This window comes from Streptomyces caelestis (genome assembly GCF_001279005.1).
Lineage (GTDB): Bacteria > Actinomycetota > Actinomycetes > Streptomycetales > Streptomycetaceae > Streptomyces > Streptomyces heliomycini.
Genome location: NZ_LGCN01000119.1, coordinates 160,982 through 181,729 on the forward strand (window position 1 = coordinate 160,982; position 20,748 = coordinate 181,729).

The 20,748-nt window shown below is 73.8% G+C and carries 16 protein-coding genes; 10 read left to right on the top strand and 6 right to left on the bottom strand.

Going from position 1 to position 20,748, the window contains the following annotated elements; translation table 11 throughout:
• The first annotated feature begins 221 nt into the window (after positions 1–221).
• The 4 genes from ADK41_RS11575 to ADK41_RS11590 all read left to right on the top strand — a co-directional run bounded on the left by ADK41_RS11575 (position 222) and on the right by ADK41_RS11590 (position 2,410).
• Positions 222–620, top strand: coding sequence for a hypothetical protein (locus tag ADK41_RS11575; protein ID WP_030821235.1), 399 nt, complete (start codon positions 222–224; stop codon positions 618–620).
• On the top strand, positions 617–1,393 hold the full coding sequence (locus tag ADK41_RS11580) for a hypothetical protein (protein WP_030821232.1): 777 nt from the start codon (positions 617–619) through the stop codon (positions 1,391–1,393). Before ADK41_RS11575 ends, ADK41_RS11580 begins: the two co-directional genes overlap by 4 nt.
• A 38-nt stretch (positions 1,394–1,431) precedes the next feature.
• A complete protein-coding gene (locus tag ADK41_RS11585) occupies positions 1,432–1,950 on the top strand; it encodes a roadblock/LC7 domain-containing protein (RefSeq protein ID WP_030821230.1) in 519 nt (172 codons plus the stop codon).
• 85 nt (positions 1,951–2,035) lie between these two features.
• Positions 2,036–2,410, top strand: a complete 375-nt coding sequence (locus tag ADK41_RS11590; protein ID WP_030821227.1) for a hypothetical protein — start codon at positions 2,036–2,038, stop codon at positions 2,408–2,410.
• Between the two features lie 51 nt (positions 2,411–2,461).
• Here ADK41_RS11590 and ADK41_RS11595 read toward each other — a convergent pair whose 3' ends face one another.
• Positions 2,462–3,661, bottom strand: coding sequence for a globin domain-containing protein (locus tag ADK41_RS11595; protein ID WP_030821225.1), 1,200 nt, complete (start codon positions 3,659–3,661; stop codon positions 2,462–2,464).
• A 334-nt stretch (positions 3,662–3,995) separates the two neighbouring features.
• Here ADK41_RS11595 and ADK41_RS11600 point away from each other — a divergent pair, with 334 nt between their 5' ends.
• Both ADK41_RS11600 and ADK41_RS11605 read left to right on the top strand, forming a co-directional pair.
• Positions 3,996–5,726: a sensor histidine kinase gene (locus tag ADK41_RS11600; RefSeq protein WP_030821223.1), complete on the top strand. Its 1,731-nt coding sequence runs from the start codon at positions 3,996–3,998 to the stop codon at positions 5,724–5,726.
• A gap of 177 nt (positions 5,727–5,903) precedes the next feature.
• Entirely contained in the window at positions 5,904–8,273 is a 2,370-nt protein-coding gene (locus ADK41_RS11605; RefSeq protein WP_030821221.1) for a glycoside hydrolase family 65 protein, read from the top strand.
• A gap of 75 nt (positions 8,274–8,348) precedes the next feature.
• Here ADK41_RS11605 and ADK41_RS11610 read toward each other — a convergent pair whose 3' ends face one another.
• The 3 genes from ADK41_RS11610 to ADK41_RS11620 all read right to left on the bottom strand — a co-directional run bounded on the left by ADK41_RS11610 (position 8,349) and on the right by ADK41_RS11620 (position 13,340).
• Positions 8,349–9,713 carry an FAD-dependent oxidoreductase gene (locus tag ADK41_RS11610; protein ID WP_030821218.1) on the bottom strand — a complete coding sequence of 455 codons (1,365 nt, stop codon included), beginning with the start codon at positions 9,711–9,713 and terminating at the stop codon, positions 8,349–8,351.
• A gap of 134 nt (positions 9,714–9,847) precedes the next feature.
• The gene (locus ADK41_RS11615; RefSeq protein ID WP_199821762.1) at positions 9,848–12,586 is read right to left on the bottom strand and encodes a SpoIIE family protein phosphatase/ATP-binding protein; all 2,739 of its coding nucleotides are present in this window, start codon (positions 12,584–12,586) and stop codon (positions 9,848–9,850) included.
• 208 nt (positions 12,587–12,794) lie between these two features.
• Positions 12,795–13,340 (bottom strand): hypothetical protein, encoded by a 546-nt coding sequence (locus tag ADK41_RS11620; protein WP_030821213.1) that lies wholly within the window; start codon positions 13,338–13,340, stop codon positions 12,795–12,797.
• A 711-nt stretch (positions 13,341–14,051) separates the two neighbouring features.
• Between ADK41_RS11620 and ADK41_RS11625 the strand changes: the two genes are divergently transcribed.
• Together ADK41_RS11625 and ADK41_RS11630 are read left to right on the top strand one after the other, a co-directional pair.
• Positions 14,052–14,282 carry a DUF397 domain-containing protein gene (locus ADK41_RS11625; protein WP_030821210.1) on the top strand — a complete coding sequence of 77 codons (231 nt, stop codon included), beginning with the start codon at positions 14,052–14,054 and terminating at the stop codon, positions 14,280–14,282.
• Between the two features lie 156 nt (positions 14,283–14,438).
• On the top strand, positions 14,439–15,359 hold the full coding sequence (locus ADK41_RS11630; protein WP_030821208.1) for a helix-turn-helix domain-containing protein: 921 nt from the start codon (positions 14,439–14,441) through the stop codon (positions 15,357–15,359).
• 70 nt (positions 15,360–15,429) lie between these two features.
• Here the strand turns inward: ADK41_RS11630 and ADK41_RS11635 are convergent, their stop codons facing one another.
• On the bottom strand, positions 15,430–16,251 hold the full coding sequence (locus ADK41_RS11635; RefSeq protein WP_030821206.1) for an SAM-dependent methyltransferase: 822 nt from the start codon (positions 16,249–16,251) through the stop codon (positions 15,430–15,432).
• Between the two features lie 930 nt (positions 16,252–17,181).
• Here ADK41_RS11635 and ADK41_RS11640 point away from each other — a divergent pair.
• Positions 17,182–18,867: a tetratricopeptide repeat protein gene (locus tag ADK41_RS11640; protein ID WP_030821204.1), complete on the top strand. Its 1,686-nt coding sequence runs from the start codon at positions 17,182–17,184 to the stop codon at positions 18,865–18,867.
• A gap of 42 nt (positions 18,868–18,909) precedes the next feature.
• On the opposite strand, the gene ADK41_RS11645 is transcribed toward ADK41_RS11640, so the two are convergent.
• Positions 18,910–19,116: a hypothetical protein gene (locus ADK41_RS11645; protein ID WP_030821202.1), complete on the bottom strand. Its 207-nt coding sequence runs from the start codon at positions 19,114–19,116 to the stop codon at positions 18,910–18,912.
• Positions 19,117–19,763: 647 nt separating this feature from the next.
• Between ADK41_RS11645 and ADK41_RS11655 the strand changes: the two genes are divergently transcribed.
• A complete protein-coding gene (locus ADK41_RS11655) occupies positions 19,764–20,666 on the top strand; it encodes a bis(hydroxyethyl) terephthalate hydrolase (RefSeq protein ID WP_030821198.1) in 903 nt (300 codons plus the stop codon).
• Positions 20,667–20,748 lie beyond the last annotated feature (82 nt).

Sequence of the window (20,748 nt, forward strand, 5' to 3'; positions counted from 1 at the left end):
GCGGGCGGGTCCGGCCCACCGTCCGCACCGGGGCCGGACCCGCCCGCGCCCGGCCGGCGGCCACCCCTCCTTCCGGCGGCAAAAGCCCGGACCCTACCAGCGGCGCGCTCTCCTTGTCGCATATTCCCCCGGAAAACGCCAAAGCCCTCACCTCGGTCGAGCACCCACCGTAGCGTCGACGTCACGTTCGCGGTACAGCCGTGCGAGAAGGGGGATCCGGCGTGCCCGGAATCGACGAGAGCCTGCTGGAAGCCATGCGACTGCCGGGGGCGCGCGGTGCCCTGGTGGTCGACTGGATCAGCGGGCTCGCCCTGGGGGCGGTGGGCGAGGCGCCCGGCGAGGACGCGGAGGCCACGGCCGCGGAGACCGCCGAACTCGCCCGCCTGGCCATGGAGAGCGGCACCCTCGCGCCCGCCGTCGGCGGGGCCGAGGCGGGCGAGGAACCACCCGTCGACGACCTGATCCTCACCACCGCCGACGCCTACCACCTCCTGCGCTTCGTCATCACGACCTTCGACAGCACGGTGTTCCTGTACCTCTGGCTCGACCGCGCCGACGGCAACCTCGCCCTGGCCCGGATCCGGCTGGCCGAGATGGCGCAGCGGCTGGTGCTCGGATGATCACGGCGTGCACCGACGGAACCGCGTCGCAGCTGCTCGGCACCCTCGCGGCCGACCACGCCACCGGGGCGCTCTCCACGGAGTCCGGCGTCTTCTACCTCTCGGCCGGACGCGTCGTCCACGTCGAGTCCGCGTACAGCCCGGACCTCGGCGACCTGCTCACCCGCAGCGGCGCCGTCGCCCCGGCCGGCTGGTGGGACGCCGTCGAACGAGCGGGGGCGGCGCACGGCGTCGGCCGCCAGCTGGTCGACAGCGGGCGGCTCACCACCGGGGCGCTGGAACTGTGCCATCTGGGCGCCCTGTTCGACGCGGCGTACTTCGCGCTCGCCCACGACGGCGCCACGCTCCGCTTCCGTCCCGGAGCCGCGCACTGGCTCGGCGCGGTCCGCCCGGTCCCCGTGGCGACCGTGCTCGGCGAGTCACGGCGCCGCCGCGACCTGCTGCACCGCATCTGGCCCGACCCGGCCGTCGACACCGCGCCGCTCACCCGCGTGCCCGGCGCCCGTCCCGCCGAACTGCCGCCCCGCCGCGCCCGCACCCTCGCCCAGGTCGACGGCGCCCGCACCGCCGCACAGATCGCCGCGGCCCTCGCCCACCGCACCTTCCACACCCTCGTCGAGCTGCGCCGCCTGGCCGCCGGCGGACTGGTCACCCCCGCGCCACCCCCGCCCGCCACGCCCGTCCACGCCGCCCCCGACGCGGGCGGCGCGGCGTGGGACGAGCCCGACACAGCGCTGCTGAGACGGCTCCTGGACGCCTTGGAGGCACTGTGATCCGCGCGCGCCGACAGCGTGCCGAAAGGAGACTGCTCATGGCCGTCGAGACCGACGTGCTGGACGAACTGCGTCGGCTCCGCACCCGTATACCCAAACTGGCGGGCTCCCTGGCGGCCACCGTCGACGGACTCGTCCTCGCCCACGACGTGCCGGACACCGAACCGGAAGGGCTGGCCGCGCTCACCGCCGCCGCGCTCGGCGTCGCGTACCGCATGGCGGACGCCGCCGCCCGCGGCGAGTTCCGCGAACTGCTGGTGCGGGGCGACCGAGGCTACATCGCCACCTACGCGGCCGGCACCACCGCGGTCCTCACCCTCCTCGCCGACGACCGGGTCAACGTGGGCCGGCTGCACCTGGAGGGCCGGCGCAGCGGCGCCCGGATCGCGGAACTGGTCGACACCCGCATCGGCCCGGGCGGAGGGCGGCACGCCGACCGGCTCGCGGCCCGGGACACCCCCGCGCCGGTCCAGGACCCCGCCCGGACCATCGGCACCCTCCCGGTGCGGACCCCGCAGCGGCCCGCACACCGGCCCCGGCCCCAGCCCGGCGGCTGACTCCCGGACTTCCTCCCGGCCGGACGCCTCCGCACGATCCGGCGGCCGGTCCGAATCACCCGTCACGACCGAAAGGACACGTTTCATGGCCAACACCGAGACCGCGCTCAAGGAATGCCTCAGCTCCATCGACGGCGCGACGGCCGCCGCACTCGTCGACTACACCAGCGGCATGGCCCTCGGCACGCTGGGCGGAGGCAAGGACTTCAACCTGGAGGTCGCCGCCGCCGGCAACACCGACGTGGTGCGGTCCAAGCTGCGCACCATGGAGCACCTGGGGCTGAACGAGGAGATCGAGGACATCCTGATCACCCTGAGCAGCCAGTACCACCTCATCCGCCTGCTCAGGGGGCGCGGCGGGAACGGCCTCTTCCTGTACCTGGTGCTCGACGCCGGCCGGGCCAACCTGGCCATGGCGCGGCACCAGTTGCGCCGTATCGAGGCCGAGCTCGAGGTCTGATCCGGCGCCCGGGCCCTGCGCGCCGCCGTGGGCGCGAAGGGCCCGGGACGGTCAGGCCGCCGGCAGCCACAGGTCGGGGCCGAAGACCTCGTAGTGGATGGAGCGGGCGGGCACCCCGGCGTCGAGCAGCCCGCCGCGCACGGCACGCATGAACGGCAGCGGGCCGCACAGGTACACCGTGGCGTCCGCCGGGACGTCGATCCCCGCGAGGTCCATCAGGCCGTCGCGGGCGTCGGGCTCCTCCGGGCCGGGACGCTCGTACCAGAAGACCGCCTCCGCGTCCGGCAGCGAGTCCACCGTCTCACGGGTCTCGGCGCGCAGGGCGTGCTCGTCGGGCGAGCCGTCCGCGTGCAGGACGAGCACCCGCCGGGTGGAGCCGGTGGCGGCCAGCCGGGCGAGCATGCCCAGCATCGGGGTGCAGCCGATGCCGGCCGAGACCAGGACCAGCGGGGTGCGGGCCTCGTCGAGCGCCACGTCGCCGGCGGGCACGGACAGCATCAGCTCGTCACCGGTGCCGGTCCGTTCGTGCAGCAGGTCGGAGACCTCGCCGTCCGGCGCGCCGTCCGCCCCCGTGACCCGTTTGACGGTGATGCGGCGCAGATCGTTCCCGGGGTCCGAGGACAGGCTGTACTGGCGCACCTGGTGCACCCCGTCGGGCATGAGCAGCTTCACGCTGACGTACTGGCCCGCCCGGGCCGGCGGGGCGGCCCCGCCGTCGGCGGGGCGCAGCAGGAACGACACCACGTCGGCCGTCTCCTCGTGGCGCTCCACGACCGTCCACGGGCGCCAGATGTCGCCGGGTTCGACACCGGCGTCGTGGTACAGGCGCGCCTCCCGCGCGATGAGGGCGCCGGCCATCAGCCAGTACACCTCGTCCCAGGCGGCGGCCACCTCGGGCGTCACCGCGTCGCCCAGCACCTCGGCGATCGCGCCGAACAGGTACTTGTGCACGATCGTGTACTGGTCGTCGGTGATCCCGACCGCCACGTGCTTGTGGGCGATCCGGGACAGCAGGGCGTCCGGCCGGGTGTCCGGGTCGGCGAGCAGCGCCTGGGCGAAACCGGCTATGGACCCGGCGAGCGCCCGGCGCTGGGCGCCACTGGCCTGGTTGCCCCGGTTGAACAGGCCGTCCAGCAGCTCGGGCCGGTCGCGGAACATCGAGCCGTAGAAACGCGTGGTGATCTCGTCGAGCGCCCCGGCCACGGCGGGCAGGGTCGCCCGCAGCACTGCGGCGGACTCTTCGGACAGCATGAGGTCTCCCAAGGGCGGGACGGGGAAAGCGGGTGGGGCCGTGGATCCGGACCGGCGGCAGCACCTGTATAGCAACCCGGCACGCCTGTTTCCGGGGGTAACGGGGCCGTCGGGGGCGATGCGGGACCGTCGTCCCGCCGGAAGGGGACCTCCGGCCCCGGCGAGCGGTCGTGGGACGGGGCCGTCCGGCCCGGCGGACCGGACGGCCGGCCGTGGTCCCCGCCGGTCCGGCCCCCGTCCCATGCCGTACCGTCACTTTTGCTGGACCGTTACCGGGGCGCCGGCCGGGTGGCCGCCGGGCGACGGCGTCGGACGAGGGGACGGAGGCACACGGGTGGCAGGTTCCGAGCGGGACGAGGACGCCCGCGTACGGCTACCGCAGCTGAGGCTCGACGAGCTGCTGGAGGAGCTCCAGGCGCGGATCGACGCGGCCCGTGGCACCCGCGACCGGGTGCGCAGTCTGCTGGAGGCCGTTCTCTCGGTCGGCCGGGAACTCGACCTGGAACAGGTGCTGCACAGCATCGTGGAGGCCGCCGCGGCGCTGGTGGACGCGGAGTACGCCGCGCTGGGCGTGATCGGCCCGGACGGCAGGCGGCTGTCCGCCTTCCACACCGTCGGGGTCGGCGAGGAGGTGATCGCCCGCATCGGCCACTACCCCGAGGGCCACGGCATCCTCGGCGAGCTGATCCGCCACCCGGAGCCGCTGCGGGTGCCGAAACTCTCCGACCACCCCGCCTCGTACGGATTCCCGCCCCACCACCCGCCGATGAACACCTTCCTCGGGGTCCCCATCCGGGTCCGCGACCAGGTCTTCGGCAACCTGTACCTGACCGAGAAGCGGGGCGGGGCGCACTTCGACGAGGAGGACGAGTCGGTCCTGTCCACCCTCGCGGTCGCCGCCGGCGTCGCCATCGACAACGCCCGCCTGTACGAGGAGTCCCGGCTGCGCGAGCGGTGGCTGCGGGCCAACGCCGAGATCACCCACGGACTGATGTCCGGCAGCGAACGCGGCGCGGCCCTCCTGCTCATCGCGGAACGCGCCCGCGAGATCACCGGGGCCGCCCTCGCCGTGGTCGCGGTCCCCATGACCGACACCGACTCGCTGACCGTGGAACTGGCCATCGGACAGGGCGCGGACACCCACCGGGGACTCGTCGTGCCCGTCGACGACAGCCTGCTGGGCCGCGCCTTCACCAGTGCCGCCCCCGTCATCAGCGCGGACATCGCGTGCGACGACCGGGCCTTCCCGGGCCCCCAGCGGTACACCGGCCTCGGTCCGGCGGTCGCCGTGCCCATCGGGTCGGGCGAGGGCGTGCGCGGCATCGTCCTGCTGGTGCGGGCCGCGGGCCGCAACGCGTTCACGGACGAGGAGATCGAACCGCTGCGGGGGTTCGCCGCCCAGGCGGCCGTGGCGATGGAACTGGCGGAACGCCGTCAGGACGCCGAGCAGATCGCCGTGTTCGAGGACCGGGACCGGATCGCCCGCGATCTGCACGATCTGGCGATCCAGCGGTTGTTCGCCACCGGCATGACGCTGCAGAGCGCCGGCCGGTTCATCGAGCACAAGGAGGCCTCGGAACGGGTGCTGCGGGCCGTGGACGACCTGGACGAGACCATCAGGATCATCCGGTCGACCATCTTCGGTCTGCGCTCGCCCGCCGACGAGGGCGCGGGCGGAACCGGCCTGCGGGCCCGCGCCGTACGGGTGGCCGGTGAGGCCGCGTCCGTGCTGGGCTTCCCCCCGAGCGTGCGGATGGAGGGCCTGATCGACACCCACGTCTCCAAGGAGGCCGCCGACCACCTGGTGGCCGTGCTCTCCGAGGCGCTGACCAACATCGCCCGGCACGCCCGCGCCGACCGGGCCGAGGTGGTCCTCGAGACCGACGGACGCGAGGTGCGGCTGACGGTCTCGGACAACGGCGTGGGCGTTCCGGAGGAGGGCCGCCGCAGCGGGCTGCGCAACATGGCCGAACGCGCGGAACGGCTGGGCGGCACGTTCGAGGTCACCGGTTCCGCCGGCCGGGGCACCACCCTGCTGTGGCGCGTGCCGGTGGGGGAGCGGTAGGCGGCTCCCTCCGGGCCGTGTGTGCCGGGCACCCGCCACGGGTACTCCGGTGATCGGCCGTCGGCCGTGGCGGCCGTCCGTCCGGGGCCGACGGAGGCCTCACCGTCGGTGACCGCTCCGGGACGGACCGCCGCGGCGCGCAGCCGCGCGGCAGCCGTCGGCGGGAGGAGCGTCGCAGTGACGGGCTGGACCTGGGAGTACGAGGGGTACGACGCCGCCGACGCGCGCCTGCGGGAGTCGCTGTGCGCCCTCGGCAACGGGTACTTCGCCACCCGGGGCGCGCTGCCGGAGTGCTCCGCGGACGAGGTGCACTACCCGGGCACGTACGCGGCCGGCGTCTACAACCGGCTCGTCTCCGAGGTCGCCGGACGACACGTCGAGAACGAGGACATGGTCAACCTGCCCAACTGGCTGCCGCTGCGCTTCAGGCTCCCCGGCGGGCCCTGGCTCACCCCCGACACCGCCCACGTGCTCGACCACGGTGAGACCCTGCACCTGTCCTCGGGGCTCCTGGAGCGCAGGACGCGGTACGGCCTCGGCCCCGGACGGGCCCTCCTGGTGCGCCAGCACCGCTTCGTGCACATGGCCGACCCCCATCTGGCGGGCCTGCGCACCGATTTCACCGCCGAGGGCTTCTCCGGCGCCCTGGAGACCGAGGCGGCGCTCGACGGCGACGTCACCAACACCGGGGTGCCGCGCTACCGGGATCTGGACGGCCGTCACCTGACCCATGTGCTCACCGGCACGACCGCCGCGGACACCGTGTGGCTGCGCTGCCGCACCCGCACCTCGGACGTCCGGGTCGCGCTCGCCGCCCGGCTGACGGCGCCCGCTCCCGTCACGAACCGGCACGACCGCCCGCGCGCCCTGCAGAGCACCCGTCTGGACCTGGCCGCCGGGGACACCGTCACCGTCGACAAGATCGTCGCCCTGCACACCTCCCGCGATCCCGCGATCAGCGACCCGCTGCACGCCGCCGTCGACCGGGTGGTCCGGGCGGGCGGCTTCGACGAGCTGCTCCCGCCGCACCTGACGGCCTGGGACCAGTTGTGGCGCCGGGCCGAGCTGGACGTGCCCGGCGAGGCGGGCCGCATCCTGCGGCTGCACCTCTTCCACGTCCTGCAGACCCTCTCCCCGCACACCGCGGACCTGGACGTGGGGGTCCCGGCCCGGGGACTGCACGGCGAGGCGTACCGGGGGCACGTCTTCTGGGACGAGCTGTTCGTCCTGCCGTACCTCAACCTGCACTTCCCCGAGGTCTCCCGCGCGCTGCTGCACCACCGTCACCGGCGTCTGGAGCGCGCCCGCACCGCCGCCCGGGACGCCGGGCGCCGCGGCGCGATGTACCCCTGGCAGAGCGGCAGCGACGGCCGGGAGGAGGCCCAGCAACTGCACCTCAACCCCCGCTCCGGCCGCTGGCTGCCCGACCACTCCGACCTCCAGCACCACGTCGGATCGGCGATCGCGTACAACGTCTGGCAGTACTGCGAGGCCAGCGGCGACCAGGAGTTCCTGCACACCAAGGGCGCCGAGATGCTGCTGAACGTCTCCCGCTTTTGGGCGGACTCCGCCACCTTCGACGACCGTCTGGGCCGCTACCGCATCAAGGGCGTGGTCGGCCCCGACGAGTACCACGACGCCTACCCGGACGCCACCGAACCGGGCCTCGACGACAACGCGTACACCAATGTCACGGCCGCCTGGGTGCTCGCCCGCACCCTGGACGTGCTGCGCGGTCTGCCCGAGCCGCGCCGTCGTGAACTCGCCGAGCGGACCGGTCTGGACGCGAGGGAGCTGGAGAAGTGGGAGGAGGTCTCCCGCACCCTCCACGTCCCCCTCCACCACGGCGTCATCAGTCAGTTCGAGGGCTACGGCGAACTCGCCGAACTCGACTGGCGGGGCTACCGGCACCGGTACGGCGACATCCGGCGCCTGGACCGGCTGCTGGAGGCCGAGGGCGACTCCGTCAACCGGTACCAGGCCTCCAAGCAGGCGGACGTCCTGATGCTGGGCTACCTCTTCTCGCCCGCCGAACTCCGGGGGATCTTCCGCAGGCTGGGGATGAACCTGGACGAACGGACCTGGCGGCGCACGGTCGACCACTACCTCCACCGCACCAGCCACGGCTCCACCCTCAGTGGCCTGGTCCACGGCTGGGTGCTGGCCCGGGCCCGGCGCGCCGACGCCTGGCAGTTCTGTCAGGAGGCCCTGCGGGCGGACATCGCCGACATCCAGGGCGGCACCACCGGGGAGGGCATCCACCTCGGCGCCATGGCCGGCACCCTCGACCTCGTCCAGCGCGGACTGACCGGTCTCGAGACCCGCGGCGGAGCCCTGTGGCTCGACCCGGTGCCCCTGCCCGAACTCTCCTCCTACGGCTTCACCCTGCGCTACCACGGCCACTGGGGCGTCCGGCTGCGGCTGGAACACGGCCTGCTGGAGATCACCGTGCCCTCCTCAGGCCGCTCCGCGATCGAGGTCCACCTCCCGGACCGCACGGTCCGCCTCCAGCCCGGCGAGACGGACCGCCTGGCCCTCCCGGACTGACGCACGCGGGCGCCCGCCCGGTCCGGGGGACGGACCGGGCGGGCGCCCGGCGGTGAGCCCTCGCGGGGCAGGGGGTCAGGCGCCGCTCTCCCGCAGCATGTCCTCGCGCTCCACGAGCTTCACGCGTTCGCGGCCCTGCGGCTCGCCCAGCGCCTTCTCCGCGGCGTCCAGGCGGTACCAGCCGTCCCAGGTGGTGAAGCGGACGCCGCGCTCGGCGAGGAACGCGTCCACGGCCTCCGGGGCAGGCGACGCGGGCTCCTGGAGCCGGCCGTCCGCGTAGTCCTTCAGCAGGTTCCCCACCGTCTCGTTGGCGTCGCCCTTGGTGTGGCCGATCAGGCCCACCGGACCGCGCCGGATCCAGCCGGTGACGTACGTGGAGTCCAGGTGCTCGCCGGTCTCCTGGACGACGCGCCCGCCCTCGTCCGGGACGGTGCCGGAGCCGATGTCCCAGGGCAGCTTGGGGAGCTTGTCGGAGAGGTAGCCCACGGCCCGGTAGACCGCGGTGACGTCCCAGTCCTTGAACTCGCCGGTCCCCTTCACGTTGCCGGTGCCGTCGAGCGCGGTGCGCTCGGTGCGCAGGCCGACGACCTTGCCGTCCTCACCGAGGATCTCGGTGGGGGACTCGAAGAAGTGCAGGAACAGCTTGTGCGGACGGTCGCCGACATCGCGGATCGCCCAGTTCTCCAGGGTCTTGGCGACCATGTCGGCCTGCTTGTTGCCGCGCCGGGTGGCGATCGAGCCCTCGTCGTAGTCGATGTCCTCGGGGTCGACGATCACCTCGATGGTGGGGGAGTGGTCCAGCTCCCTCAGCTCCATCGGGCTGAACTTCGCCTGCGCCGGGCCGCGGCGGCCGAAGACGTGGATCTCCATCGCCCTGTTGGCCTTCAGGCCTTCGTAGACGTTCGGCGGGATCTCGGTGGGCAGCAGCTCGTCGGCCGTCTTGGCCAGGATGCGGGCCACGTCGAGGGCGACGTTGCCGACGCCGAGCACGGCGACCTTCTCGGCCTCCAGGGGCCAGGTGCGCGGCACGTCCGGGTGGCCGTCGTACCAGGAGACGAAGTCCGCGGCGCCGTAGGAGCCGTCGAGGTCGATGCCGGGCACGTCCAGCGCGCGGTCGGCCGTGGCGCCGGTGGCGAAGATCACGCCGTCGTAGAACGCGCGCAGGTCGTCGAGGTGGACGTCGGTGCCGTAGTCCACGTTGCCGAACAACCGGACCTGCGGCTTGTCGAGCACCTGGTGCAGGGCGGTGATGATGCCCTTGATCCGCGGGTGGTCGGGGGCGACGCCGTAACGGATCAGTCCGAACGGTGCCGGCATGCGCTCGAAGATGTCGATGGACACGCCCGGTTCGGCGGCCACGTCGGACTTGAGCAGGGCGTCGGCGGCGTAGATCCCGGCGGGGCCGGATCCGACGATGGCTACCCGCAGGGGGCGGGGCATGGTCAGGTTCCCTTCGAGTGAGGACAGGCGGCTCGATGGGAAGCCTAAACTGAGGCATGCCTTACCTGGTACGCGGGTCCGGTCTATGGACTCATAAGTTTCTCTTATGAGCTCTCCCCACGTGGGCTTATGCCTCACGGAACGGGCTGTTCCGCCCAGATGACCTTGCCGGCGGGCAGATAGCGGGTGCCCCAGCGCTCGGCGAGCTGGGCGACCAGGAACAGGCCGCGGCCGCCCTCGTCCGTCATGGTGGCGTACCGCAGATGGGGCGAGGTGCTGCTGCCGTCGTACACCTCGCAGATCAGGTTGCGGTCGTACAGCATCCGCACCTGGATGGGGCCGCCGCCGTAGCGGAGCGCGTTGGTGACCAGCTCGCTCAGGATCAGCTCCGTACCGAACGTCAGCTCCTCCAGCCCCCACTCGGCCAGCTTCCGGGTGACCGCCGCCCGCACCTCGCCGACGGCCGCCGGGTCCGGCGGCACCGGCCACTGGGCGATCCGGCCGGCGGCCAGCGCCCGTGTCCGCGCCACGAGCAGCGCGATGTCGTCACCGGCCCGTACCGGGCGCCGGGACTCCAGTACGGCCCTGCACGTGTCCTCGGGGGAGTCGCCGGCCCAAGACAGCGCCTCGCGCAGCCGTTCCAGGCCGACGTCGATGTCGTGCCCCCGGTCCTCGACCAGCCCGTCGGTGTAGAGGACGAGCCGGCTGCCCTCCGGCAGTTCCCGATCGGCCGACTCGAACGGCAGACCGCCGAGCCCCAGCGGAGGGCCGGCGGGCACGTCCCAGAACTCCGCCCCGCCGTCCGGGCGGACCACGGCCGGCGGCGGATGGCCCGCGCGGGCCACGGTGCAGTGCCGGGAGACCGGGTCGTAGACCGCGTACAGACAGGTCGCCCCCGTCACCGGTGCGCTCTGCTCGTCCTGCGCCTCGTCCTGGTCGATGCGCCCGACCAGCTCGTCGAGCAGGGTCAGGAGCTCGTCGGGCGGAAGGTCCAGCGCGGAGAAGTTGTGCACCGCCGTGCGCAGCCGCCCCATCGTGGCCGCCGCGTGCAGGCCGTGGCCGACGACGTCGCCGACCACGAGCGCGACCCGGGCCCCGGACAGCGGCAGCACGTCGAACCAGTCCCCGCCCACCCCCGCCTGCGCGGGAAGGTAGCGGTAGGCGATCTCCAGGGCGCTCTGTTCGGGCAGGGTCCGCGGCAGCAGGCTCCGCTGGAGCGTCACCGCCATGCTGTGCTCGCGCGTGTAACGGCGGGCGTTGTCGATGGAGACCGCGGCCCGGGCGACCAGCTCCTCCGCGAGCGCCAGATCCTCGGCGTCGAACGGCTCCGCCTTCCGCGAACGCCAGAAGCTGACCACCCCGAGCACCAGCACCCCGGCCCGCAGCGGCACGGTGATCAGCGAATGGATGCCGTACTCCATGATCCGCCCGGAGCGCTCCACGTCCTGGGCGTGCCAGCCCGGCGCCTCGCCGAGCCGGGGCTCCAGGACCGGCCGTCCGGTGGCGAGGCTGACGCCCTGCGGGGACGACGCGACGAAGCGGATCCGCTCGTCCTCGGGGTAGAGCGGGGCGTCCGCGTCGACCCCCGCCGACGCCGCGCGGCGCAGTACGCCGGCCGCGTCGGGGTGGCCGCCGGCCAGCACCGACGCGAACAGGTCCACCGTGACGAAGTCGGCGAACCGCGGCACGGCAAGCTCGGCGAGTTCCTCGGCCGTGCGGGTGACGTCCAGGCTCGTCCCGATGCCCACCCCCGCGTCGTACAGCATGTTGAGCCGCTCACGTGACTCCTCCGCCCGGCCGGACAGGGCGCGCAGCTCGGTGGAGTCGCGGATCGTGGCCACGCTGCCGGGCGGGCCGCCCGCCCGGTCGGTGGGCCGCTGGTTGACCGCCAGCAGCCGGTCGCCCACCAGGTGCACCTCGTCCGTGGCGGTGCGGCCCGAGCACAGCAGCTCGGCGGTGCCGGGGTCCAGGCCGAGGGCCGGCACGGACCGGCCCTCGGCGTCCCCGGGCAGGCCGAGCAGCCGGCGCGCCTCGTCGTTGGCGAGCATGAGCGTCCCGTCCCCGTCGACGATGACCACCCCTTCGCGCACCGCGTGCAGCACCGCGTCGTGGTGTTCGTACATCCGGGTCATCTCGCGCGGGCCCAGGCCGTGGGTCTGGCGCAGCAGCCGTCTGCTCACCAGGGCCGCGCCGCCGGTCGCCAGGGCGAGCGCGGCGAGCGCCGCGCTCAGGACGAGGGGCAGCTGGTCCTTCGCCGCCCCGCCGACGCGCTCGGTCGTGATGCCGGCCGACACCAGGCCCACCACCTTGCCGTCGGCGTCCTTCACCGGCACCACCGCCTGCACCAGTCGCCCGATGGTGCCCTCGACCTCCTCCACCACCGGCTCGCCGGCCAGCGCGGGCCCGATGGTGCCGACGAACCGCTTGCCGATGCGGTCCGGCCGGGGATGGGTGTAGCGGATGCCGTCGGTGTTCATGACGACGACGAAGTCGACCCGCGCCCGCTCGCGCGCCGCCTCGGCACGCGGCTGGAGCACGGCCGTGGGGTCGGGGGACTCCAGCGCCTCGACGATGCCCGGCGCGTTCGCGAAGGTCTCCGCGACGGCGAGCGAGCGGTTGCGGGCCTCCTGCGTGCTGTCCCGCTGCACCTGCAGCACCAGCGCCACGACGGCCGCCACGACCAGCAGCAGCACGATCACCAGATGCAGCGCGAACACCTGTCCGGCGACGCTGCGCCCGCTCAGCACCGACCGCAGTCCCGCCGCCGGGCGCCACCGGGAGCGGCCGTCCGCGTCCCGCCGACGCCGTACGGACGCCGCGGCACCGGGCCGCAGGGACGACCGGGGCCGGGAGCGACCCATGAGTCGGACCATGTGCCATGTCTACACCGCCGTGCCACGCGAGGCGAGGGACGGCGTCCGCCCGGCCGGCGGGTCGCCACCGCCGTGGCGCCGGTTCCCCGGGTCGCGCGCGGCCGTCCCCCGTTGACCGCGCGCGACCCTCCCCCCGGCGCGCGACCGTCCCCCGAAGGCCGCGCGCGTTCCTCGACCGGGCCACCCCGGCACACTGTGCTCCGCGGCCTCAGTCGGCCAGGGCGCGGGCCAGTTCCGTGGTGGCGCGGGCGATCTCGGTGTCCGGCTCGGCCAGCAGCCGGTTCAGGTCGCCGCGCCGGGCGCGCACCGCCTGCCGGGCGGCCCGCTCCCACACCACCGGGTTCTCCCGGCGGTTGAGCAGCTTGGGATACGCGGCGGCGGTGCTCTCCCACTGCCGGGCGTCGGCGATGGCCTTGAGCAGCTGGATGATCCCGGCCCGGCAGGCGACGTGCGGCAGCTGGGCCAGCTCCCAGAGGAAGGGGACCGTGGCGGCGGTCGCCTGTTCCGTGACGAAGCCGTACTGGCAGATCCGTTTCCGCAGATCCGCCAGGGCGGCGCGGGCGGTGCCGGCGTCCCCCCAGGCGATGCCGTTCAGCAACAGGGGGATGGCCGCCGCCGAGCCGGTGGAGTCCTGCATGTCGGCCCACGGCACGCGGGACAGCGCCGTGAGGGGCGTGGTCCGTGCCACTCCGGTGGGGGGCGTGTGGCGCACGGGGCGCTCGCTGCTCGGCCGTTCCGTGGAAGCGCTGCGCATGGCGTGGGTGCCTTTCCGCGGCAGTCGTGTCGGGTGGGGGGACGGGTCGGCGACCGGGCCCGCACCGTCCTGCCCGCCGGAGGGGCGGCGGACCGGTCCCGCCTCCTCGGGCGGGACGTCGACGATGCGCGGCCCTCGGCCGTGCGCCTTTGGACCGGAGCCGGCGCCGCGGACGGGCGGGTGGTCGTCGGGGTCGGCGACGGTGGGCGGCGGGTGCCCGGGCGCCGGGCGGAACCCGGGCCGGACGTCCGGCGCACCCGTGCACCGCGGTGCCGCGCGCGTCATGGCGTCGGCGGCGAGCTCGGTGATCACGAGGGCGGTGTCGTCGCGGTCGTGGCCGAGCGGCCGGTCGCGCGGGGTGCCCCGGGTGGAGGACCGCGCCCGCGGGAGGCGCGGCGTGACCGGGGTGGAGGCGGGGCGGGCCGTCCCCGGCCCCGGGAGCCGCAGGCGCGGATCCGCCGTCGCCGCGCCGCTCGTCCGTAGGGCGGCGGCCGGTGGCCGGAATAACGGATGCGCAGGTGATGACACGGCATCTCCCTGATGCGACGTCAGGACAGGGCGCCAGCAAGGGGGTTGACGCCGCAGCTATTATCCACGCTGACGGTGCTCGCGTGCAATTGCACGAGAAATTGCGCGAGATTTTTCCGGTGCACGCGGCCGGACGCCCGGGCCGCGCGCACCGGGAGACACGGGAACAGCGAGGAGACAGCGGTGCCAGGAGTGCGCAACGGAGTGCGGGCCAGTCAGTTGGACGCCCGCTGGATCAAGAGCCGGCACAGCAACGCCGAGGGCAACTGCGTCGAGCTGGCCCCGCTGACCGACGGGGGGATCGCGATGCGCAACTCCCGTGACCCCGACGGTCCCGCCCTCGTCTACACGGCCGCGGAGCTGGCGGCGTTCCTGGCCGGCGCGAAGGACGGAGAGTTCGACCACCTGCTCTGAAACGTCCGCGCCGAACCGGCGCCGGCCGTCCGGGCCGGCGCCGGTGAAGCGGAGCTCGACGCGCCACTTCCTCGGTGCTTTCGCGCGCGGATACGGTGAGGGGCGGTCAGGTGCGATAGTGTTAACCGCCCTTGTGTCGGTCTGCTGGGAGCCAGGATGTCCGCCGCGTCGCATCGAATCTCCCGTCTGGAACCCTATCTGGACAGGCCCGAGCCCGCTCCGACCCTGCTGAAGATGCTGGTCGGCGTGCAGCTGGCGGGTTTCCGCGACGATGCCGGGCTGTCCCAGGACCAGGCGGCGCGCTCCGTCGGCTTCAGCCCGGCGAAGCTGTCCCGCATCGAGTCGGGCAAGAGCCGCCGCCCGCCGACCGAGGGCGATGTCCGGGCCCTGCTGAAGCTGTACGGCACCGACGCGTACGAGGCCTCGGTACTGCTCAAGCTGCTCCGGCGGGCCGGGGAGCCCGGCTGGTGGCAGCGGTACGACAAGCGGCTGATGCCCGAGTGGTTCGACCGTCTGGTCGGGCTCCAGGAGGCCGCCGCCACCATCCGCACCTTCGAGATCCAGTACGTCCCCGGACTGCTGCAGACCGCCGCCTACACCCGCGCGGTGGTCGAGCGGGGACTGCCGAACGTCCCGGCCGGCGAGGTGCAGCGCCGGGTCGAACTGCGCATGCGCCGCGCCGAACTGCTGCTGCGCGAGGCCGCGCCGCAGCTCTGGGCCGTCATCGACGAGTCGGTCCTGCTGCGCGTCCTGGGCAGCCCCGCGGTGATGCGCGAGCAGCTCGAGCACCTGGTGACGATGGCCGAGCGGACCAACGTGACGGTGCAGATCGTGCCGCTGGACGTGACGAACGCGTCGGCTCCCGCCATCCCCGTGACCTATCTGCGCTTCGGCGGACTCGACCTGCCCGACGTGGTTTATCTGGAGCACATCAAGAGCGCCAACTTCCTCGAGGACCGCGACGAGACGGAGGAGTACCGGATCGCGCTGGACCGCCTCGCCGACGAGGCGCTCAAGCCGCGCGACTCGGTGGAGCTGCTCCGCAGGACGATCGAGGAGCGCTACGCCACGGCGTAGTGGAAGGCGCGAACACGCCGACGCCCCGTAGGACCCGAGAGGTCCGGCGGGGGCGTCGCGGCGTCAGGGGCTACAGCGGGATCCGGCCCACACCACCGAACTCGATCCACTCGTCGGTGAGCTGGCGGGGCGCCACCTCGGTGTCCGGGCGCCAGGTGGACACCTCCACCAGGCCCGGCTCCAGGATCTCCAGACCCTCGAAGTACGACTCGACGTCCTTCGGCTCGCGCACCCGGCCCCAGTTCCCGTGGGTCGCCCGGTCCATGAAGTCGGTGACGAACGCGCGGACCTCGGCGTCGTCGCTGACGAGCTGGCACATCACCATGAAGCTGCCGGGCGCCAGCCGTTCGCGCACCCGGCGGACCAGGGCGAGCGGGCCGTCGGTGTCGTCGTCCGGGATGCAGTGGAAGACCGAGTTGAACAGCACGCACACCGGCTCCGAGAAGTCGATCAGCCGCCGGGTCTCCGGGTGGCCGAATATCCCGTCGGTGTCCCGCATGTCGGCCTGGATGACCACGGTGCGCTCGTCCTGCTCCAGCAGGGCGCGGCCGTGCACCAGCACCATCGGGTCGTTGTCGGCGTAGACCACGTGGGTGGTCGGGTCGACGCGCTGGGCGACCTGGTGGACGTTGTCCTGGGTGGGCAGGCCGGAACCGTGGTCGACGTACTGCCGTATCCCGTACTCCTGCGTGAGGGTGCGGACCACTCGCTGGAGGAAGCGCCGGTTGTTCAGCGCCAGGCGGCGGGTGCTGGGCACCACCTTGTCGAGTTCCTCGGTCGCGGCGCGGTCCGCCGCGTAGTTGTCCTTGCCGCCCAAGTAGTAGTCGTACATGCGCGCTGCCGTCGGCACGGTCGCGTCGATCTCGGTGGACAGCTGCTTACCGGTGTGCATCGTTCCCCCTGCGGGCGGCGCCAACTGGACTGGCTGGACAGGGAGTACATCCTAGGGAGCCGTAGAGGGACCGTGCCAGTCCGTTGGTGAAGGTCACCCGGAGGGAACGGCGCGCCGGTCGTCCGCGATGGCCGGGAGCGCCGCACGGGGTGAGCGCTTGCGCTCCTGGGAGGGGGTGCTCGCGGGGCGACGCCGTTTCCCCGCGGGGCGGACCTCGGACGGCTCGACGGACCGGATCGCGGACCGTCCCCGGCCGGTGAGCGGCAGTGGGCCGTGGATCCGTGCCGGTCCGCTGCGGACATCCCGGACGGTGCGGGGTGTCCTGGCCGCCCGTGTCCGCTCCGCGGCCGGCGGCGCGGACCGGGTCCGTGGTCCGGGAAGGCGGGGGCGGGGTTCCTCGCACCCGGGTGGTCCGGCGCCCGTGCGCGTCGCTCCGGTGCGCACGGGGCGGCGCCGTCCGCAGTAGGCGGGGACGCCCCTGGGCGGCGTCGTCCGACCGCGACGCCCGCCGCGTCGTGACGGGCGATCGTGCGGGTGGCGCCGGCCGGGGCCTCTGCCGGTGCCGGGCGCCCCCTTCCGAGGCGCCGGCGGGGCCGGCGGTGATGACGGCGGTCACGATCTGCGCGCCCCGCATCCGGCCGCCGCACACCACTCGCTCCGCCGGGAGATGCCCGCCCGGGCGGCCCGGACCGGGATCCGCCGGAGCCGGCCTCCTCCCGTCGTCCGCGGGCCCTCCGCCGGACGCGCCGGACCAACGCGATGAGCGAGGTGCTGTCGCCGCGGCTCCTCGTCGGCGTGCGACCGGTCCGGGCGGTGGATCCCCGACGACGCCTGCGGCAGCGGCTGTGTCCCGCTATCGTCGGTTTCGTCCCCAAGGGACGTCCGTCGCCGGCGTCACCGGCTGGCCATCCGCTGCCCCGGGAGGCACGCATGGACGACTACTACGACCTCGGCGACCACCGCAGGCCCGTGACGACCTCCTCCGCCGACGCCCAACTCTGGTTCGACCGCGGGCTGATATGGACGTACGCGTTCAACCACGAGGAGGCGGTCTCCTGTTTCGAGAAGGCGGCCGAGGCCGACCCGGACTGCGCCATGGCCCACTGGGGCATCGCCTACGCCCTCGGCCCCAACTACAACAAACCCTGGGAGGCCTTCGACGGCGACGAGCTCGTCGGCGCCGTCGCACGCACCCACCGGGCGGTGGAGCGGGCGCACGAGAAGGCCGCGCACGCCACCCCCGTCGAGCGGGGCCTCATCGAGGCCCTGCGCGCCCGCTACCCGCAGGCGGAGGCCGTACCGGACTGCTCGGTGTGGAACGAGCCCTACGCGGACCGGATGCTCGCCGTGTACGAGGACGCCCCCGGCGACCCGGACGTGGCCACGCTCTGCGCCGACGCCCTGATGAACCTCACCCCCTGGCAGCTGTGGGACCTGCGGACCGGCCGTCCGGCCGACGGCGCCCGCACCCTGGAGGCCAAGGCCGTCCTCGACGGCGCGCTCGCCACCGACGCGGGCGTCCGGCACCCCGGCATCCTCCACCTGTACATCCATCTGATGGAGATGTCCCCCACGCCGGAAGCCGCCCTCACCGTCGCCGACCGGCTGCGCGGCGCCGTGCCCGACGCCGGGCACCTGAACCACATGCCCTCGCACCTGGAGGTGCTGTGCGGCGACTACCGCCGGGTCGTCTCCGACAACACCGCCGCCGTCGCCGCCGACGAGAAGTACCTCGAGCGGGCCGGCGCCATGAACTTCTACACGCTCTACCGCGCCCACAACCACCACTTCAGGATCTACGGCGCCCTGTTCGCCGGCCAGTCGGAGGTCGCCCTGGACGCCGCCGCGCGGCTCGAGGCCGCCGTCCCCGAGGACCTCCTCCGGGTGCAGAGCCCGCCCATGGCCGACTGGCTCGAGGGGTTCCTGGCGATGCGCGTCCACGTCCTGATCCGCTTCGGCCGCTGGGACGACATCCTGGCGCTGCCGTTCCCCGCCGACCCGGAGCTGTACTGCGTGACCACCGCCATGCTCCACTACGCCCGGGGCGTCGCCCTCTCCGCGACCGGCGCCACCGACGGGGCCGGGGCCGAGCGGGACGCCTTCCGCGCGGCCGTGCGCCGCGTCCCCGGGACCCGGATGCTGTTCAACAACACCTGCCACGACGTCCTCGCCATCGCGTCGGCGATGCTGGACGGCGAACTCGCCTACCGCAAGGGCGAGTACGACACCGCCTTCGCCGCTCTGGAGCGGTCGATCGAACTGGACGACAACCTGCCCTACGACGAGCCCTGGGGCTGGATGCAGCCCACCCGGCACGCCTACGGGGCGCTGCTGCTGGAACAGGGCCGCGTCGAAGAGGCCGAAGCCGTGTACCGGGCCGACCTCGGCCTCGACGGCACGCTGCCCCGGCCCCTGCAGCATCCGGGCAACGTCTGGGCGCTGCACGGGTTCCACGAGTGCCTGCTGCGCACCGGGAGGACCGGGGAGGCGGCGATCGTCGCCCCGCAGCTCAAGCAGGCGGCCGCGCTGGCGGACGTGCCCGTCGAGTCGTCCTGCTTCTGCCGGCTGGAGACCCACCGCCCGGCAACCTCCGGCGCGGACCACCCCTGCCACTGAACCGGCCCGGCGGGCCGGTCCAACGGGCCGGGGGATGCCCCCTCAGCTCGCCTCGACGACGTCCTGGAACGTCTTCATGCAGGAGAAGCAGTGCCGATCCGTCACATGCCGACGAGTCGACTCGTCCTGCTTCTCCACTCCGCAGAGCGTGGATGACTTGTCCGACGTGAGGACATGCCACACCAGCTCCCCCGAAGTGTCTGCACCGCACCACATCTCGTGCATTTCCAGCTCCCTCCGGGTAGGCATGGAGGCCGCTTCCATACCAGCACGGCCCGGGGCCGGACGGCTCGTCCGGTGAGCCGGTCGGGTGATGTGCGGGCCCGGGACGCATACCGGCGGTACCGGCGGTACCGGCCGGATCCCGGAAGGACGACGGGGGACCGGACGCGGCGGGATCACCGGCTTCGCGCGCTCCGGCCGGGACGCGGAGGATCTCCGCGGCGCGCGGAGGCTCCCGGAGGACGAACGGCTGCCGGACGGTCCCGCCCCGGCCGAGCGGGCCGGCGGCCGGGCCCACGCCCACGACGCGGCGCAAGGGGCCGCGCGCGACCGCCGCGGGGACGGCCCCCCGTCCACCGCGGCCACCGTCAGTGCCGACTCCGACGGTGACCGCGCGCCCGGACACCCCCGTTCCACCCCGGCGCGCCGTGCGAACGGGCACGGCCGCCCCGCGCGCCCGAACCCGGCGCGAGGCGGCGCGAACCGGCCCCGGAACGTCCGGCACGGCGCACGAGACCGGTGAGATTGCCGGTCCGTACCGGCCCCCTCCTCTCCGACAGTGGCACCCCCAGTCAATCGGCGGCGCCCCCGGCCGGGGCACGACCCCCACCACGCAGTGACCCCCGTGCCCCGGCCGGGCGGGCCGCCCGCCGCGACAGAGAGGACCACTCGTCGTGCAGCAGCACCCCCACACCAGCGGGCGCAGGACCCGCAGGCTCGCCGCGCTGACCGCGGCCGTCGCCGCCGTCGTCGGTCTCACCACCCTCGGCGGCCCCGGCGCCCAGGCGGCCGGCAACCCCTACGAGCGCGGCCCGGCGCCGACCGAATCGAGCATCGAGGCGCTGCGCGGCCCGTACGCCGTGTCGGACCTCTCCGTCTCCTCGCTGGCCGTCACCGGCTTCGGCGGAGGCACCATCTACTACCCGACCAGCACCGCCGACGGCACCTTCGGAGCGATCGCCATCTCGCCCGGTTTCACCGCCTACCAGTCCTCCATCGCCTGGCTGGGCCCGCGCCTGGCCTCCCAGGGCTTCGTGGTGTTCACCATCGACACCAACACCACCCTCGACCAGCCCGCCTCCCGCGGTGACCAGCTGCTCGCCGCACTGGACTACCTGACCCAGCGCAGCGCGGTCCGCGGCCGGATCGACAGCAGCCGGCTCGGCGTCATGGGCCACTCGATGGGCGGCGGCGGAACCCTCGAAGCCGCCAAGGACCGTCCTTCGCTCCAGGCGGCGATCCCGCTGACGCCCTGGAACCTCGACAAGACCTGGCCCGAGGTCCGGACCCCCACCCTCCTCTTCGGCGCCGACGGCGACACCGTCGCCCCCGTCTCCAGCCACGCCGAGCCCCTCTACACCGGCCTGCCGTCCTCCCTGGACCGGGCCTACATCGAGCTGAACGGCGCCACCCACTTCACGCCCAACTCGTCGAACACGACGATCGCGAAGTACAGCGTCTCCTGGCTGAAGCGGTTCATCGACAACGACACCCGCTACGAGCAGTTCCTGTGCCCGCTGCCCCGGCCGAGCCTGACCGTCGAGGAGTCCCGGGGCAACTGCCCGCACACCTCCTGAGCCCCGCCGCACGACCACCCGGTGGCGGTCCGCGCACGACGCGGGCCGCCACCGGCGTCTGTGCGCGCGCACCGCCGGACGC

What these genes read in the sequence shown, in the direction of transcription:
- ADK41_RS11645 (WP_030821202.1), bottom strand. Translation starts at nt 19,116, where the DNA reads ATGCCTACCCGGAGGGAGCTGGAAATGCACGAGATGTGGTGCGGTGCA.
- ADK41_RS11620 (WP_030821213.1), bottom strand. Translation starts at nt 13,340, where the DNA reads ATGCGCAGCGCTTCCACGGAACGGCCGAGCAGCGAGCGCCCCGTGCGC.
- ADK41_RS11635 (WP_030821206.1), bottom strand. Translation starts at nt 16,251, where the DNA reads ATGCACACCGGTAAGCAGCTGTCCACCGAGATCGACGCGACCGTGCCG.
- ADK41_RS11595 (WP_030821225.1), bottom strand. Translation starts at nt 3,661, where the DNA reads ATGCTGTCCGAAGAGTCCGCCGCAGTGCTGCGGGCGACCCTGCCCGCC.
- ADK41_RS11630 (WP_030821208.1), top strand. Translation starts at nt 14,439, where the DNA reads ATGTCCGCCGCGTCGCATCGAATCTCCCGTCTGGAACCCTATCTGGAC.
- ADK41_RS11585 (WP_030821230.1), top strand. Translation starts at nt 1,432, where the DNA reads ATGGCCGTCGAGACCGACGTGCTGGACGAACTGCGTCGGCTCCGCACC.
- ADK41_RS11615 (WP_199821762.1), bottom strand. Translation starts at nt 12,586, where the DNA reads ATGGTCCGACTCATGGGTCGCTCCCGGCCCCGGTCGTCCCTGCGGCCC.
- ADK41_RS11590 (WP_030821227.1), top strand. Translation starts at nt 2,036, where the DNA reads ATGGCCAACACCGAGACCGCGCTCAAGGAATGCCTCAGCTCCATCGAC.
- ADK41_RS11610 (WP_030821218.1), bottom strand. Translation starts at nt 9,713, where the DNA reads ATGCCCCGCCCCCTGCGGGTAGCCATCGTCGGATCCGGCCCCGCCGGG.
- ADK41_RS11640 (WP_030821204.1), top strand. Translation starts at nt 17,182, where the DNA reads ATGGACGACTACTACGACCTCGGCGACCACCGCAGGCCCGTGACGACC.
- ADK41_RS11580 (WP_030821232.1), top strand. Translation starts at nt 617, where the DNA reads ATGATCACGGCGTGCACCGACGGAACCGCGTCGCAGCTGCTCGGCACC.